The organism is Compostibacillus humi, assembly GCF_014637175.1.
GTDB classification, from domain to species: domain Bacteria; phylum Bacillota; class Bacilli; order Bacillales; family Amphibacillaceae; genus Oceanobacillus; species Oceanobacillus humi.
In genome coordinates, this window is the sequence record NZ_BMEV01000072.1 from 1 (window position 1) to 16507 (window position 16507).

General features: G+C 40.3%; 13 protein-coding genes and 3 pseudogenes. All 16 read left to right on the plus strand.

The annotated features are described in order from the left end of the window. Positions 1-113 precede the first annotated feature (113 nt). Positions 114-521 (plus strand): annotated as a pseudogene (locus tag IEV18_RS14500) (SDR family NAD(P)-dependent oxidoreductase); the annotation flags it as partial. A gap of 92 nt (positions 522-613) precedes the next feature. Continuing rightward, positions 614-1789: an acyl-CoA dehydrogenase family protein gene (locus tag IEV18_RS14505; RefSeq protein ID WP_188393111.1), complete on the plus strand. Its 1176-nt coding sequence runs from the start codon at positions 614-616 to the stop codon at positions 1787-1789. A gap of 31 nt (positions 1790-1820) precedes the next feature. After that, positions 1821-2585 (plus strand): 3-oxoacyl-ACP reductase FabG, encoded by a 765-nt coding sequence (gene fabG / locus IEV18_RS14510; protein ID WP_188393112.1) that lies wholly within the window; start codon positions 1821-1823, stop codon positions 2583-2585. A gap of 26 nt (positions 2586-2611) precedes the next feature. Beyond that, the gene (locus IEV18_RS14515) at positions 2612-3061 is read left to right on the plus strand and encodes a MaoC family dehydratase N-terminal domain-containing protein (RefSeq protein WP_188393113.1); all 450 of its coding nucleotides are present in this window, start codon (positions 2612-2614) and stop codon (positions 3059-3061) included. Then, positions 3058-3462 (plus strand): MaoC/PaaZ C-terminal domain-containing protein, encoded by a 405-nt coding sequence (locus IEV18_RS14520; protein ID WP_188393114.1) that lies wholly within the window; start codon positions 3058-3060, stop codon positions 3460-3462. Before IEV18_RS14515 ends, IEV18_RS14520 begins: the two co-directional genes overlap by 4 nt. A 57-nt stretch (positions 3463-3519) precedes the next feature. Then, positions 3520-4653: pseudogene (locus IEV18_RS14525) on the plus strand (thiolase family protein). A gap of 11 nt (positions 4654-4664) precedes the next feature. Next, positions 4665-5084, plus strand: coding sequence for an acyl-CoA thioesterase (locus IEV18_RS14530; protein ID WP_188393115.1), 420 nt, complete (start codon positions 4665-4667; stop codon positions 5082-5084). A 164-nt stretch (positions 5085-5248) separates the two neighbouring features. Next, a complete protein-coding gene (locus IEV18_RS14535; protein ID WP_188393116.1) occupies positions 5249-6052 on the plus strand; it encodes an enoyl-CoA hydratase/isomerase family protein in 804 nt (267 codons plus the stop codon). A gap of 857 nt (positions 6053-6909) precedes the next feature. After that, the gene (locus IEV18_RS14540; RefSeq protein WP_188393117.1) at positions 6910-8118 is read left to right on the plus strand and encodes an acyl-CoA dehydrogenase; all 1209 of its coding nucleotides are present in this window, start codon (positions 6910-6912) and stop codon (positions 8116-8118) included. Positions 8119-8168: 50 nt separating this feature from the next. After that, entirely contained in the window at positions 8169-8942 is a 774-nt protein-coding gene (locus IEV18_RS14545) for an SDR family oxidoreductase (protein ID WP_188393118.1), read from the plus strand. Positions 8943-9093: 151 nt separating this feature from the next. Continuing rightward, positions 9094-10350 (plus strand): ISLre2 family transposase, encoded by a 1257-nt coding sequence (locus IEV18_RS14550; protein WP_188393119.1) that lies wholly within the window; start codon positions 9094-9096, stop codon positions 10348-10350. Positions 10351-10536: 186 nt separating this feature from the next. Then, positions 10537-11103: a TetR/AcrR family transcriptional regulator gene (locus IEV18_RS14555; RefSeq protein ID WP_188393120.1), complete on the plus strand. Its 567-nt coding sequence runs from the start codon at positions 10537-10539 to the stop codon at positions 11101-11103. Positions 11104-11193: 90 nt separating this feature from the next. Further along, positions 11194-12261, plus strand: coding sequence for a phosphotransferase family protein (locus IEV18_RS14560; RefSeq protein WP_188393121.1), 1068 nt, complete (start codon positions 11194-11196; stop codon positions 12259-12261). Between the two features lie 43 nt (positions 12262-12304). Continuing rightward, complete coding sequence (locus IEV18_RS14565; RefSeq protein ID WP_229733669.1) at positions 12305-13030, plus strand: 2-phosphosulfolactate phosphatase; 726 nt, start codon at positions 12305-12307, stop codon at positions 13028-13030. A gap of 71 nt (positions 13031-13101) precedes the next feature. After that, positions 13102-14766 carry a long-chain-fatty-acid--CoA ligase gene (locus IEV18_RS14570; RefSeq protein WP_188393123.1) on the plus strand — a complete coding sequence of 555 codons (1665 nt, stop codon included), beginning with the start codon at positions 13102-13104 and terminating at the stop codon, positions 14764-14766. A gap of 831 nt (positions 14767-15597) precedes the next feature. Continuing rightward, positions 15598-16507: pseudogene (locus IEV18_RS14575) on the plus strand (IS256 family transposase); the annotation flags it as partial.

Below are 16507 nucleotides of genomic sequence, written 5' to 3' on the forward strand. Positions count from 1 at the left end.
GTGTGGTTACCTCACTAATACCCTAAAACAATGGGGGTGGCAAGTTTTTTGTTTATAAAACCTTATATATCAATAAATCATCTAGATTTTATCTATAAATTTTTGACAATACGATTAATCTGACAGGGGTATTTTTAGGGATGAAATATGCAATTCCTTCACTGGAGCCAGGTAGTTCGATTGTAAATATCGCAAGTATCGCTGGCATCAAAGGACAAAAACTCGTCTCTCCTTACTCTGCTTCCAAAAGTGGTGTCATGACACTCACTAAAACGGCGGCAACAGAGTTTGGGAGAAAAAATATCCGTGTCAATGCTGTTGCTCCAGGGGTAATCGATACAAAAATGGTCGATGATTGGAGAAAAACAGATAAGTGGCCTATCCTGTCTACCGCCAATGCTTTACGAAGAATAGGAAAAGCCGAAGAGGTTGCAAATGCGGTTCTTTTCTTAGCATCCGATGAAGCATCATTTATTACAGGAGAAACATTGATTGTTGACGGAGGAACATTGAATCTGTAAGAGAAGTTATAAACGTACGTAATAAAGAAATAGAAACTCAAGCATACCTACTGGTTAGTATAAAGGGATAATAGCGAAAGGACGTGAATGGAATGCACTTACGATTAACAGATGAACAAAAAATGGTCCAGGAAACGATTCGTAAATTTGTCGAAAACGAATTGATGCCATTGGAAAATGAAGTATTACGAAATGAAAGAGAGGGAAAACCGAGTTTACCGAAGGAAAAAATAGAGGAATTGCAACTAAAAGCAAAGGAGGCAGGTTTTTGGGGGATTAATACACCTGCAGAATATGGTGGAGCCGATATTGGGCATATGATGCTTGCCATCGTTTTAATGGAAGTTTCCAAAACATTTGTCCCTTTTCAATTCGGAGGTTCCGCAGATAACATTCTTTATTACGGAAATGACGAGCAAAAAGAAAAATATTTAATACCAACGATTAACGGAGAAAAGAAATCTTGTTTTGCGATGACAGAGCCAGATGCCGGTTCGGATACTCGCAATTTACAAACAACAGCCGTTCGAGATGGGGACGAATGGGTAATTAATGGGGAGAAAACATTTATTACCGATGGAAATGAAGCAGATTTTGTCATGGTTATAGCTGTAACAGATAAAGAAAGACATGCACGTAATGGTAGAGATGGTGTAACTTGTTTTATCGTCGATCGAGAAATGGGTTGGCGCTCCGAGTATATTCATACGATGGGGGAGTGGGGACCTGCCTCTATCATTTTCGAAGATGTACGTGTCCCAGAAGAAAATATATTAGGTGAACTACATGGCGGCTACGATCTTGGCCTAGAATGGATTGGGTTTGCGCGCTGGGTAGTTGGTGCAACAGCCGTAGGCGCTGCAGAACGGCTACTGCAAATGGCGATTGACTATTCGAAAGAACGTAAAACTTTTGGCAAACCAATTGCAGAACGGCAAGCAATCCAGTGGATGATTGCTGATTCAGCTGTTGAGATTGAAGCAGCGAAATGGCTTGTTTTAAATGCGGCATTCACACTCGATCAGGGTGAAGATAACCGTCATTTAGCATCGATGGCCAAACTATACGGATCCAATATGGGAAATCGCGTTGTCGATCGTGTTTTACAAATCCACGGGGGCATGGGATATACACGCGAGTTGCCAATTGAACGCTGGTATCGGGAGGCACGATTATGGCGGATTTACGATGGTACAGATGAAATACAACGTCTAATTATTTCAAGAAATCTATTAAAAGGTCATGTTCAAGTAGGTCAATTTATTTAAAATAAATGATAAACATTAGGGGGTACTAGATATGACACAACGATTTACTGGAAAGGTAGCTTTCATAACAGGTGGAAGCCGAGGAATTGGTCAAGGAGTTGCGAAAAAATTAGCAGCAGAAGGGGCGAAAGTAGCAATTATTGATATTAATGAAGAGGCCCTTCACGAAACGGAAAAAGAACTCAAGGATCAAGGATATGAAATTTTAGCTAAGCAAGCAGATGTGACAGATGCCCAACAAGTAGAAACAGTTATGGAAGAAACAGTTGAGAAGTTTGGTTCTTTAGATATTTTAGTTAATAACGCAGGGATCATTCGGGATAATCTTTTATTTAAAATGACCGATAACGATTGGCAACAAGTGATGGATGTGCATTTGAAAGGGGCTTTCTATGCATCCCGGGCAGCTCAGAAATACATGGTTGATCAGAAGTATGGAAGGATTATTAATGTTTCTTCCACATCTGCCCTAGGTAATCGTGGGCAAGCCAACTATGCAACAGCCAAAGCGGGAATCCAAGGTTTTACAAAGACATTAGCGATTGAACTTGGAAAATTTGGGATTACCGTTAATGCAGTTGCTCCTGGCTTTATTGAAACTGAAATGACAAAAGAAACAGCAAGACGTGTTGGCATTACCTTTGATGAGTTAGTCGAAATGAGTGTTAGCCAAATCCCTGTTGGCAGAAGTGGAAAACCGTCAGATATTGCCAATGCAGTTGCCTTTTTTGCAGATGAGGCATCGTCCTTTGTCAATGGGCAAGTAATTTATGTAGCTGGCGGACCTACGGTTTAAATGAAAAAAGAAAGGAGAAATGATCCATGTTTAAAGAAATGATCGGAAAACGTTCGGAAAAAGTAAAAAACATAGTAGAACGGGGCATGGTAAAAAAATTCGCCGAAGCTATCGGCGATCCGCACCCAATTTTTATCGATGAAGTGTATGGGAAACAATCCAGGTATGGCAAAAATATTGCACCACCGACGTTTCCCAGAGTGTTTGAATATGGCGAGATTGAGGAGTTACAGCTACCGAACAAAGGGTTAATCCATGGGGAACAAATCTATCATTACAAAAGACCATTATTCGTAGGGGAAACGATTTATTGCTATACAGAAGTAGCTGATTATTATGAAAAAACGGGTAAAAATGGCTGGATGGGTTTTATTATTTTAAAACTTTATGGGGAAGATGCAGAAGGTGAAAATATATTTACGGAAGAACAAGTTGTCATTATTACCGAAACTGTTCGAAAGGAATTGGTACGATGAAACAATTAGCAGAACTTCGTAGTGGCGATGTATTGGACGAGAAAACATTAGAACCTGTAACGAGACTTGATTTAATTAAGTATGCCGGAGCTTCTGGTGATTATAATCCGATTCATACGATCGATGAAGAGGCAAAAAAATTAGGACTCCCTGGAATTATTGCCCACGGCATGTGGACGATGGGAAATCTTGCTAAATTGTTTACCCCATATTTAGAAGAAGGATTTATCCAAGATTATACCATTCGATTTTCGGGGATGGTTTTTCTCGGTGATGTCCTAACATTACAAGCAAAACTACAGGAAAAAGATGGGGAAAAAATGGACTTTCACGTAGCAGCGGTAAATCAAAGCGGTACAGAAGTGATTAAAGGGAATGTCGTTTTTCAAACGTATACATAAGGAGGAGAGGAATCAATGAAGCGGGATGCTGTTATTGTATCAGCCGTTTGAACGCCAATTGGTAGGCAAGGTCAAGCACTAGCATCCATTCCTGCACATGTATTTGGTGCGGAAGTGACGAAAGAAGCAATTAAACGAGCAACGATTGACCCAAATCAAATTGATGACGTTATTATGGGAAATGTGTTAAGTGGTGGTGGAAATATTGCTCGCTTAACAGCTTTACAAACGGGTTTGTCGATGGAATTACCAGGTCTTACCGTGGATCGTCAATGTGGTTCGGGAATTAATGCGATTATGTTGACAGCACAAGCCATTCAAGCAGGAGCTGGTGATGTTTATGTAGCTGGTGGAATTGAAAGTATGAGCAGGGCACCTCATTTATTGGAACGTGCGGAGCGAGCATATAGTCCGGTGCCACCAAAAATTAAAAATGCCCAGTTATCACCGGAAGAAATAGGAGATCCACCTATGGGCATTACAGCAGAAAACTTAGTGAAAAAATATGAAATATCAAGAGAAGAACAAGATGATTTTGCCTTACGTAGCCAACAAAGAATGGCTCGGGCGATGGAAGAAGGACGTTTCGCAGAACAAATCGTGCCCATTACAATTCCAGTACGAAGAGGTGAACCCCTTCAATTTGATACAGATGAACATCCACGTCCGGATTCGACAAAAGCAGGGTTAGCCAAATTACCACCAGCATTTCTAAAAGGTGGTACGGTGACTGCGGGAAATAGTTCAGGTCTTAACGATGCGGCTAGTGCGCTTGTCATTATGTCGCGGGAAAAAGCGGAACAAATAGGAGTTACCCCCCTTGCGGTAATTCGTGAATCCGCAGTAGCCGGTGCGGATCCGAATATTATGGGGATAGGTCCAGTTCCAGCTACGGAAAAAGTAATGGAACAGGCAGGAATGTAACTGGAGGATATGGATATTATTGAAATCAATGAGGCGTTTGCAGCGCAAGTAATCGCCTGTGATCGGGAGCTTGGAATGGACCCGGAGAAAGTAAATGTGAATGGTGGAGCAATTGCCCACGGGCATCCACTTGGTGCTACGGGGGCAATTCTTACGACAAAGGCTGTCTATGAATTAGAGCGATCAAATAGTCGTTATGCCTTAATTACAGCGTGTATCGGTGGTGGTCAAGGAATTGCGATGATCATAGAACGGGAGAAAGAATGAGGAGAATAAGGATGTCAACAGTTCATACTATTGAAGTTTATGTACGTTTTAGTGAAACAGATGCCGCGGGACATGTCAATAATACGAGTCATTTTTTGTATCTCGATGAAGCACGTTCGAAGTTTTTTAAACAACTAGGTATAGGGGAAGCACCAGAAGACGCAACATTCAATTTAATCTTAGCGTCTACGACATGTGATTATTTAGCCCAAGCGTATGCTGCTGAAATTTTAAACGTTACGACAACTGTTTCGAAAATAGGGACTAAAAGCTTTACGTTATATCAAGAAATTACAAATAAAGAGACAGGAATTACCATTGCCAAATCGACTGCTACATTAGTTTGTTTTAATTATGTGGAGCAAAAAACGGTACCCATCCCGCCTGAATTAAGAGAAAGGTTGCAACAAATGTCTGTAAAATCCGTTTGATATTCGTGATGAAAGCCTATTTTTCTTAATGAAAGAAGAAATGTGGTGATTGATCAGATCATAACTATCTAAAGTATAAACAGTCTTCATTTATGTACTACAACTAAAAAATGAATCAAATAGGCATCCATTATGCCTAACTACAATAAATAAGGAGCGATACGATGGGAGTTAAACAAGATAATCATTTGTTAGTAAATGTGAAGGAAGGAATAATGCATGTAACGTTGAATCGCCCAGATAGTTTGAATGCTTTTAGCCCGAGCATGATAACCGGCTTAAAAGAAGCAATCGAAGAAGCGAAGCAAGATGAGGCGATTCGAGTAGTTGTTCTATCCGGTTCCGGCCGCTCATTTAGTGCTGGTGGCGATGTGAAAACAATGGGAACGGCGGAAGGTATCGATGCCTATAACCATATCGGTGAATTAAACGAATTGATTATAGCGATGCGGGATTTAGAAAAGCCGATTATTGCAGCCGTGCATGGCTTTGCGGCAGGGGCAGGATTTAACCTTGCTTTAGCAAGTGATTTAATCCTTGCGGCAGAAGGAAGTAACTTTGTCATGAGCTTTTCGCAAGTTGGATTAGTTTCGGACGGTGGTGGATCGTACTTTTTACCAAGGCTGATCGGCCCACATTTGGCAAAAGAATTATTTTTTACAGCCGAGCCGATAACTGCGGAAAAAGCTTATAAGCTTGGCATTGTCAATCATGTATATCCGCTTGATACATTTGAAGAAAGTGTATTTGCCTTTGCTTCTAAAATTGCAAATGGGCCGACACAAGCATATCGCTTTATCAAGAAAATTACGAACCAATCGTTTACCTCTTCTTTAGATGAAATTCTAGAACAAGAACGGATTACACAAGCTACCCTTGTAACAACGGAGGACCACCGTGAAGGGGTACGAGCGTTTAAAGAAAAAAGAAAGCCTCAATTCCACAAAGAACATATACAGAGTACTTAAGTAATTGCTTTTTCATCAGGATTCATAGCTTTTCGCTAACATCGCTGTGATTGAAAAACGCTCAATATCATAACTCACTAGATGAAGGTCAAAAAAAGTGAATGATGCTTCCGTAGCCTCTATGTCTAGGTACTCATGTTGCATACAGTAATATAAAAGCTTTTCCTACAACTCGGACGAATAAGCGAGCAGAAATTCGAAACTGATAGCGATCTAGGCTACGGGAGCATGGAACAAATAGATTATGCTTTATTTTAACTTTACAGCCAAGAAGTCTCTCACTTCTAAACGTGAAGGTGCTTTTAGCACCAGTGAAAGTGGGAGATGAATTGGCTTCGGACAAGGACAGGCTTTGCCTGTTCAATTGTCCGACATTTTGATAAAATCAACCTATGACGTTCTTTGATAACTGGATATATATGGTTGCATGGAGAAAGAAAATGCGAAAACCAAGCTGTTCCTTCCATGCGTAAAATATCCAAGGTACGAAAAGAACTCCGAAACGTTGGACATCTAGGGCAGGGACTGCCCGAAGTAACGCTCAAGGAGACGAAAGAGTGCTTTCGTCGAGGAGTTGAGAAGCTCCCACTTCAAGCGTTAGCTAAGTGGCGAGTAGTTCACATGATCACGATGATCTAATTTGCTTAAATTTCATATCCAGCAAAATCGGCGAACATCTTATATGTGGATTCAGATAGTTCGCAAAGCTAATCATAGGATTTCTTTAAAGGCAAAACCCTTCCAACCGGTTACTAGCGTAATACTGTCCTTGCAATTTTTTAAGATATCGCTTACAATTGTATTAAATATTCAGAACATACTAACCGGTTAGGATAAAAATGAAGGAGGCTAACAAGATGATTTTCTCACATTCAGAAAAAATAAAAGAACTGAAAGAGAAGTTACTACGGTTTATGGATGAGCATGTATACCCGAATGAACGTGTTTATGAGGAACAATTGTTAGAGCAGGAAGATCGTTGGGCTCGTGTACCGCCAATTATGGAAGAGTTAAAAGCAAAGGCAAGGGCAGAAGGCCTATGGAATTTATTTTTACCTGATTCGGAGTATGGGGCTGGTTTGACGAATTTGGAGTATGCTCCATTATGTGAAATTATGGGTCGGTCGCCAATTGCACCAGAAGTGTTTAATTGTAATGCTCCAGATACAGGTAATATGGAAGTTTTAGCTCGATACGGCTCCGAAGAACAAAAAAAAGAATGGTTGGAGCCGCTACTAGAAGGAAAAATTCGCTCTTGCTTTGCGATGACGGAACCAGATGTAGCATCAAGTGATGCAACGAATATTCAATCGAGTATTGTTCGTGATGGGGACGAATATGTTTTAAACGGTCGGAAATGGTGGATTTCTGGAGCAGGGGATCCGCGGACGAAAATTGCAATTTTTATGGGGAAAAGTAATCCGGATGGACCACGTTATGAACAACAATCGATGATTTTAGTTCCATTGGATACACCAGGTGTCAAGATTAAAAGAATGCTGCCGGTTTTTGGGTATGATGGGGCTCCGCACGGTCATGGCGAAATCCTATTTGACAACGTTCGCGTTCCAGCGAGTAATATGATTTGGGGTGAAGGAAAAGGATTTGCCATTGCCCAAGCGCGTCTGGGACCTGGAAGAATCCATCATTGTATGCGGCTCATTGGTGCTGCGGAACGTGCGCTTGAATACTTATGTAAGCGGGTTCAAGAAAGGGAAACGTTTGGGAAACCAATCGCAGAACATGGTGTTGTACAGCACTGGATCGCTGAGTCAAGAACAGAAATTGAACAAGCGCGTCTCCTTACATTGAAGGCGGCACATATGATGGACACAGTTGGTAATAAAGAAGCGCAGGCAGAAATTGCGATGATCAAAGTCGTTGCCCCGAATGTAGCAACGCGAGTTATTGATCGGGCAATTCAAGCATTTGGTGGAGCAGGGGTCAGTGATGACTTTCCACTTGCGAACTTTTACGCAAATGCTCGGACGCTGCGGATTGCCGATGGGCCGGATGAAGTACACAATCGCCAAATAGCAAGATTAGAATTAAGGAAGTATCAATAAGGTTGATCAACTAGCTAACAATCTTTTATGAATAACGGGGGGAATCATAGATGAGTATACTAGATTTATTCAAATTAGACGGAAAAACAGCCATCGTTACCGGAGGTGGCCGGGGGCTTGGCGCACAGATTGCAACAGCATATGCTGAAGCGGGGGCAAATGTCGTTGTTTGTTCGAGAAAATTAGAACCATGTGAAGAAATGAGTAAAAAGTTAAAAGCAGAATTTGGTGTCGACTCACTAGCATTTTCATGTGACGTGACGAATATAGATGATATTAAAAATGTTGTCAAACAAACGAAAGACCATTTTGGATCCATCGACATTTTAGTAAATAATAGTGGTGTTACGTGGGGTGCGGATGTAGTCGATATGCCACTAGAAGCTTGGGAAAAAGTGATCGATGTCAATGTGACGGGAACATTTTTAATGAGTCAAGAAGTTGGAAAAGTAATGATTGAACAAAAACAAGGAAAAATTATCAATATTGCTTCTGTTGCTGGCTTTGGCGGCACACCACCGTTCATGCAAACGATTGGCTATAATACGAGCAAAGGTGCAGTAATGACATTTACAAAAGATTTAGCCGTAAAATGGGGACATCACAATATTAACGTCAATGCGATTGCACCAGGGTTTTTCCCAACAAAAATGTCAAAAGTTCTTATTGAACAAGCAAAGGATCATATTTTACAAACAACACCACTAGGAAGATTAGGAAGTGATTCTGATTTAAAAGGGGCAGCTTTATTTTTAGCTTCCAAGGCATCTGATTATGTAACGGGAGATGTGTTAACGGTCGATGGCGGACAGCATGCACTCTAACGTAAGAGTAAAATTATTGTGGGCAAAAAATATCCCCCCTCATTTTGGAAAGGGTCAATGAACCCTTCCCAAAATGAGGGGGAAGCAAGCGTTAGCGCGCTAGCTACCATGTAAAAGGCATGAAAAAAGGGTCACTCCTTGATAAAATTAAATGAAAGACATTCTAGAAGAGATGGATAAACAGATTATGGAAACTCGAGATAAAAAACGATTTCGTTATAAGAAAAAATATCCGATGAAAATAGTAAGTTTATTTGGGGAAGTGAAAATAAACCGGACGTATTATCGGGACAGAGAAACAGGAAAATACGTTTATCTTCTTGATCGCTACTTAGACTATCAAGGAGAACGACATTTTAGCCCGTTGGTGGAAGCTGCAGCGATAGATTTAGCCGTAAAAGGACCTTCTTATCGAAAGGCCTCAGAAGCCCTGGAAACGTTGTTAGGTTATCCTGTGATGAGTCACGAAGCCATCAGGCAACTGTTGATGGAGGTTTCCAGTGTGCCTACACCGCGTTTGTCCGTTCCTCGCCCGGTGCTATTTGTAGAAGTAGATGGCTTATATGTAAAGCGACAAGGGAAGAAGAAAAAAGGGAAAGAAGAAAAAATCGCAGCCGTTCATCAAGGTTGGGAAACAAATGGAAAGCGAGTACGTTTAAAAAACAAACGTCATTTTATTCATGACGGGAAGCAACCATTTTGGGAAGCCTTTGAGGATTTTTTGGTAGACACTTATGAGTACGATCCAACCATCCATAAGCTTGTGATCAATGGAGATGGAGCCCATTGGATTACTGCTTGTCGTGAACATTTTAAAGGGAGAGCTTTCTTCTGTATCGACCGTTTTCATGTCGCTCGTGATATTCGAAGTATATGCCGTCATCATCCTCGCTATCGTCAAATGACCAAGGCATTGGCTTCCTATGATGGCCAGAGATTACTAACCAAATTAAACAGCGCCGTCGGTACTCTCGAAACAGAGGAGCAAGAAGAACGATTAGAACATTTAATCAGTCAGCTAGAAAAGTATCCGGAAGCCCTAGGGGATTATCGCCAATGGCTTCAAGAACAGGGAATAAATACAGATGGCATGCGACCGATGGGAAGTGCGGAGGCCACAATGAGGGTGTTTGCGAAGCGATTGAAGAATGGACGTAGTTGGGTAGATAAAGGCGTGCGTGCAATGAGTACTGGTTTAGTAGCTTGTCTGGATCATTTGTCGTTAAAAACCCCGTTTGGTCAAGTAGAAGCTAGGATGGATTCGAAGCAAGAGGACATTCGAACAAGAAGTTACATGAAAAAGATAGCTCGCACAATGAACGAAACGACAAGAGATAATTTAATGTATCTCAAAGGGAAAGCGAATATTCCTGTATATCAAGCGCTCAAAGGATTGAGAGGCTTTTAAAAAGAGATTAATAGCACATCAAAGGAGTACCCAGCAAGAGTGAATCCGCTTACAATTATTGGGGTTCACAAAAAGTTGCCCACAAATGGTTGACTCAGACCACTCTAACAATCGTATTGGTGCTTAATCGATGTTTTTGGTAGATTATAAGTAGTAAAAATAATAGAAAGGAACGGAGCTAATAAGATGAAAGAACAAATTACGCAACAAAGTATTCAATTATTTGAAGAAAAAGGATTCAGTCAAACATCGATTCAAGATATTGTGGATGCCTTACATGTAACAAAAGGAACATTTTATTACTATTTTTCTTCTAAAGAACAATTGCTGATGGATATCCATCTGCAATATATTGATCATCTATTAATGCGCCAACAACAAATTTTGGATAATGAATCGCTATCCCACCGTGAAAAAGTGACAGAAATTATTCTCATGTTAATTAAGGATATTAAAGACAAAGGGTCTAGTGGTCGAGTGTTTTTTAGAGAAATCCGCCACTTAAATAATAAAAATATAGATAAGATTAAGAAAAAACGTAATCAGTTCCGGTTAAATATAGAAGATGTCGTGCGAAGTGGTATGGTAGCAGGTGAGTTTAAGGAAGATCTTCGTCCGGATATGGTTGCTTTTGGCATCTTAGGGGTAACGAATTACAGCTACAACTGGTATAAACCGGATGGCGAAGTTACCCCGGATGAACTAGCAACGATTTTTTCCAATTTGGTGTTAACTGGAATTAGCGTAGATTAAATTTTTCTATAAACGACTGTAAATATATATTATATTATCGTTATACCTACTAGTTAGTATATTTATACAATAAAGGGGTGAGCGAGGGAAATGAGTAATTTATACAGTGAAACAATTCCTGTAAGAAAAGGAGAAGAACTTGATAAGAAACGGTTACAGAAGTTTTTAAATGACCATGTTCCGGAAGCACCAGAGGGAACATTGGAAATAGAGCAATTTGGTGCAGGTCATTCGAATTTAACTTATTTATTAAAAATCGATGATTGGGAAGCTGTATTACGGAGACCCCCTCTTGGGCCGGTAGCTCCGAAAGCGCATGATATGCAACGGGAATATACCATTTTAAAAAACTTACATCCTGTGTACCCAGCAGCCCCCAAACCATATATTTTTTCAGATGATACGTCTGTTGTTGGTAGTCCTTTTTTTATCATGGAGCGCCGGAAAGGAATCTTTCTAGATACAGAGTTTCCAACGCAGATTGATTATACAAGGGAGTTGGGAGAAAAAATTTCGAGCTTGATGGTTGATCAGTTAGTAGAATTACACGAAGTAGACTACACCAAAACAGGCCTCGTTCATTTAGCTAAACCGGATGGATTTTTAGAGCGACAAGTATTCGGGTGGATTAAACGGTATGAGCGAGCCAAAACAGATGAAGTTGCTTATGTTGAAGAACTAACGAGCTACTTAGAAAAAAATATCCCAACTTCTCCACAACCGACGGTTATTCATTACGATTATAAATTAAATAATGCATTATTCTCAGAAGACTTTAGCCAAATGACAGGTTTGTTCGATTGGGAAATGACGACAGTTGGTGATCCGCTAGCAGATGTGGGTGCGGCTATGAGTTACTGGATCCAAGCAGATGATCCAATGATGTTAAAAACAGGCCTTGGTAAGCCGCCAGTGACGATAAAGGATGGATTTTATACACGGGATCAATTTATGGAGGAGTATGCAAAACGAAGTAGACGGGATTTGGAAAATATTGACTTTTACTTAACGTTTGCTTACTTCAAACTCGCGGTAATCTGCCAACAAATTTATTATCGGTATAAACAAGGACAAACACAAGATCAGCGGTTTGCGCATTTTAATGAATTTGTAAAAAATCTCGTCTACTATGCGTGGCAAACCGTGCATAAATCGTAACTTATGCAAGTCATAAACTAAGTTGAAGGTTGGATTCATTTTGATGAAAATAAATCTGTTAATGAAAAAAGAAGAAATTGATCATGAAAAAATAGATCAGACCAAAATAGCTATCGTGCTAGATATTTTACTAGCAACGACAACAATTACAGCAGCTTTATCAGAAGGCGCCGAATGTGTCATTCCTGTTTTAGATGAACAAGAAGCCCGAGCGGAAGGAAAAAAACATGATGAGAAGGATATCTGTCTTACAGGGGAATATGCTGGCATGGTCATTGATGGATTTAATAACCCAGCCCCATCGTTGTTGCTCGATCATGTAAGAGGAAAAAAAGTAATTTTATCAACAACAAATGGGACGGTGGCCATCCGTAACGTAGCAGATGCGAAAAAAACATATATTGCATCGCTGTTAAACGGTCAAGCAGTTGCTGAAGAAATTGTGAAACAATATAACGGGGAGACGATTCTCGTTGTTTGCTCTGGTTCTTCAGGGCAATTTTGCTTAGAAGATTATTATGGTGCGGGGTATCTCATTAATAAGCTCATCCAATTATATGGTGAAGGGAAAATCGACCTTACAGATAGTGCTCGGAGTGCAGCTTTATTTTACGAACGTTTTTCGGAGGATAGTGAAAGAATTCTTGGTGAATCGAAAGTCGGGCAAATGTTAAATCATTTCGGACTGGAAGCGGATGTGAAGTACGCTAGTCAAAAAGGAAAGATCAATCTTATTCCACGACTGATTGGAAAAAAGGTAGTTAGTTAGAACTTCGTTGATTGTAAAAAAGAAGTGGTGAAAATGAATCTTTACTATAAAAGAAAAGGGGGAAAACGATAATGAAAAATACGGCTCATTTTGCACATTGGCCATTCGGTGTTACGCGGACAGTGACGGTGCCAGAGACGACAATTTATGATAATTTAGCGATGACAACAAAAAAATATCCAAATAAAGTAGCTATCGAATATTATGGGAGGTCCTATTCGTATCAAGAAATTTATAATGAAGTGGAAAAATTAGCTGCTTATTTAGAAAAGGAGTTAGCTGTTCAACAGGGAGAGCATATGTTGCTTTTTATGCAAAACTCTCCTCATTTTATTATCAGTTTATTCGCAATACTGCGAGTTCGAGCTGTTGTTGTCCCAATTAATCCAATGAGTACAACAGACGATTTGGAGTATTTTATTAATGACGGTGATATTAAACATGCGTTAGTTAGTCAGGAGTTATATGGAAAAGTTGCTCCATTACGGGAAAAGGGTCTACTAGAAGGAGTTATTGTTGCATCCTATTCAGAGTATGCAGCACCTGAGCACGCATTAGGTGAACTACCTCCCGAAGTGGCCGCTCCAACGGAAAGATTTACTAATACGGTTCCATGGTCAGTGGCAATCAATCACGATTTGCAACCTTCTCCGTACACGGGTGAAAGTGAGGATACGGCATTTATACCATACACTTCAGGGACAACTGGTGTTCCGAAAGGGTGTGTCCATACGAATCGGTCAGTTCAAGCGAACACCGTCAGTGCAAATCATTGGGTATCTTTAACACCCGATGTCGTTACGCTAACAACATTGCCTCTTTTCCATGTTACTGGCGTGTTGCATAGTTTGTTTGCCCCTATCTATATCGGAGCGACTATGGTTGTATTGACACGTTGGGACCGCGATTATGCTGCGAAAGCAATCGAAACGTATAGATGTACCCATTGGATTAATATTAGTACGATGCTCATTGACTTTTTAGCTAATCCAAATCTCGAAAAATACGATATTTCCTCGTTACAGCTCGTCGGCGGCGGTGGTGCAACATTACCAGAAGCAGTCGGTAATCAGTTGAAACAAGTAACAGGGTTGGAGTATGTAGAAGGTTATGGATTATCCGAAACGATATCCCATACACATTTTAATCCTCCGCAACGTCCGAAACTACAATGTCTGGGAATTCCTTCATTTAGCGTGGATGCCCGGATTATTGACATTGTTACAGGGGAGGAACTTGGTCCAAACGAGGAAGGGGAACTAATCGTCCATGGTCCGCAACTGTTTAAAGAATATTATAAACAACCGGAGGAAACAGAAGCAAGTCACGTGGTAATTGATGGGAAAAAGTTTTTCAAAACAGGGGATATTGTAACAATGGATGAGGAAGGATACTTTTTCATTGTCGATCGCTTAAAGAGAATGATTAATGCATCTGGATACAAAGTATGGCCGACAGAAGTAGAATCGATCTTATATCAACATCCGGCTGTACAGCAAGCGTGTGTCGTAAGTGCCCCAGATGAAAGACGCGGCGAGACAGTAAAAGCTTTTATTATATTAAATGAAGAGTACAAAGGAAAAGTCACAGAAAATGAAATCATCGAGTGGGCTAAAGGCAAAATGGCAGCTTATAAGTATCCAAGAATGGTGGAGTTTCGCGATCGTTTACCAATGACTTCCAGTGGTAAAATATTATGGCGTCAACTTCAAGATGAAACGGTAAAACAAGCATAAGATTTTAGTTGTTTACAAGCTATTCTGATCAAACCTTGGAAACCGGTTCTGTCCTTCATGGAAACATGAAGGATAGACCGGTATTTTTTTCGTTATTTGGTAGTAAAGGGAGAGGACTTTTTTGTGGTAAGTATCGGGCTTTCTTATGTTTAGAAGTCACTTACTCAAGGGAAAAGTTGCCCCACATGTGCTCAGTACTCGCTCTAGGGAAAATTTATTCCACAAGCACTTAAAATTTGCTCGTTCTAGCGAAAAAGTTGATCCATGCGTCTTGGAAGTTGTTCATTTAAGGGAAAAAGTTGTTTCTCATGTGTTTAAAATTCGCTTGCTTTAGGATAAAGAGTTCTTCCACATGCGCTTAGAATTCGCATGTTTTAGCGCTAAAGTTACTTCTTCACATACTTGGAATCATCCTCTTGCATCCCAAAATCGATAACGGTAAGGGGAAATGCAACCCTAGAGGATTCGAGCTTTCCCCCCTGGATGTCATCATCCTTCTGCCTTACTTGTGCCAAACCAAGCGAAGGACTAGCCCAAAAACTAACCCTATTTTCTTCTTTAATTTTGTCCTTCAGCCTCTTGGAAATCTCGGTTATTCCGCAAGAACATGTAAAACGATGCTCCGAAGATTATCATGTAACCAAGGATACTCCAAATATAATATAACAAAAATAATTTCATATAATGAGCAAAATAGATTTGAGAGTGTAAAATGAGAGTGTAAAATATTTTGTGTAAATAGAAATTACTAAATAATGTTCATAGAAAAAGGAAGACCCTTTCTGTAGAATAAAGTTAGCCTACTAAATCCACAGAAAAGAGGTCTTCCCTATGAATCATCTTACTACAGATTTAATCGAAGCACTAGCACAAAAACAAAATATCGAAGAAGTTTTTCGTCATCATTTGGAAACAGCCATCAATCAGCTGTTGAAACATGAATTAACTGTCTTTTTAGACTATGAGCCTTATGATCGAGAAGGTTTTCATTCCGGCAATTCCCGTAATGGCTACTACGATCGTACCTTTAAAACCGAATACGGAGAACTACACCTTCGTATTCCTAGAGACCGTAATGGAGAGTTTCAACAACAAACAATAGCTCCCTATAAGCGTTCCAATGATACGCTGGAACAGTTTGTCATTCACCTTTATGAAAAAGGGATTACGACAAATGAAATCGCTCATCTCATGGAGCGAATGTATGGACATCGCTATTCCAAACAAACGGTTTCGAACCTAACGCAACTTGTTTCTGAAGACGTGCAGGCTTTCCATGAACGAAAGCTGGAAGAACGCTATGTGTGCATTTACCTGGATGCCACTCATATTCCGATTCGACGTCAAACGGTTGAAAAAGAAGCTGTCTACATCGCTATTGGTATTACGGAAGAAGGAAACAAAGAAGTTTTAGACTTTACCATTGCACCAACTGAGTCTTCGCACGTATGGGAAGAACTCCTCCAATGCCTACATGAGCGAGGAGTAGAAAGCGTTCTTCTCTTCATTTCCGATGGATTGCCAGGGATGACAGATAGCATTCATCGTGTCTATCCAAAGGCGAAACATCAAGTGTGTTGTGTACATGTCGCTCGAAACATTTCCAGTAAAGTACGTGTAAGGATCGCGCAGCCATTCTCGATGATTTTAAGGCCGTCTATCAAGCGAAAGACCGTGAAGAAGCTTTAGAAGCCTTAGAACGAATGCAAAGCAAGTGGGAAAAGTCTTATCCACGTGTCAT

Coding starts and splice junctions, on each gene's coding strand:
- IEV18_RS14505 (WP_188393111.1), top strand. CDS start 614: ATGCACTTACGATTAACAGATGAACAAAAAATGGTCCAGGAAACGATT.
- fabG (WP_188393112.1), top strand. CDS start 1,821: ATGACACAACGATTTACTGGAAAGGTAGCTTTCATAACAGGTGGAAGC.
- IEV18_RS14515 (WP_188393113.1), top strand. CDS start 2,612: ATGTTTAAAGAAATGATCGGAAAACGTTCGGAAAAAGTAAAAAACATA.
- IEV18_RS14520 (WP_188393114.1), top strand. CDS start 3,058: ATGAAACAATTAGCAGAACTTCGTAGTGGCGATGTATTGGACGAGAAA.
- IEV18_RS14530 (WP_188393115.1), top strand. CDS start 4,665: ATGTCAACAGTTCATACTATTGAAGTTTATGTACGTTTTAGTGAAACA.
- IEV18_RS14535 (WP_188393116.1), top strand. CDS start 5,249: ATGGGAGTTAAACAAGATAATCATTTGTTAGTAAATGTGAAGGAAGGA.
- IEV18_RS14540 (WP_188393117.1), top strand. CDS start 6,910: ATGATTTTCTCACATTCAGAAAAAATAAAAGAACTGAAAGAGAAGTTA.
- IEV18_RS14545 (WP_188393118.1), top strand. CDS start 8,169: ATGAGTATACTAGATTTATTCAAATTAGACGGAAAAACAGCCATCGTT.
- IEV18_RS14550 (WP_188393119.1), top strand. CDS start 9,094: ATGAAAGACATTCTAGAAGAGATGGATAAACAGATTATGGAAACTCGA.
- IEV18_RS14555 (WP_188393120.1), top strand. CDS start 10,537: ATGAAAGAACAAATTACGCAACAAAGTATTCAATTATTTGAAGAAAAA.
- IEV18_RS14560 (WP_188393121.1), top strand. CDS start 11,194: ATGAGTAATTTATACAGTGAAACAATTCCTGTAAGAAAAGGAGAAGAA.
- IEV18_RS14565 (WP_229733669.1), top strand. CDS start 12,305: ATGAAAATAAATCTGTTAATGAAAAAAGAAGAAATTGATCATGAAAAA.
- IEV18_RS14570 (WP_188393123.1), top strand. CDS start 13,102: ATGAAAAATACGGCTCATTTTGCACATTGGCCATTCGGTGTTACGCGG.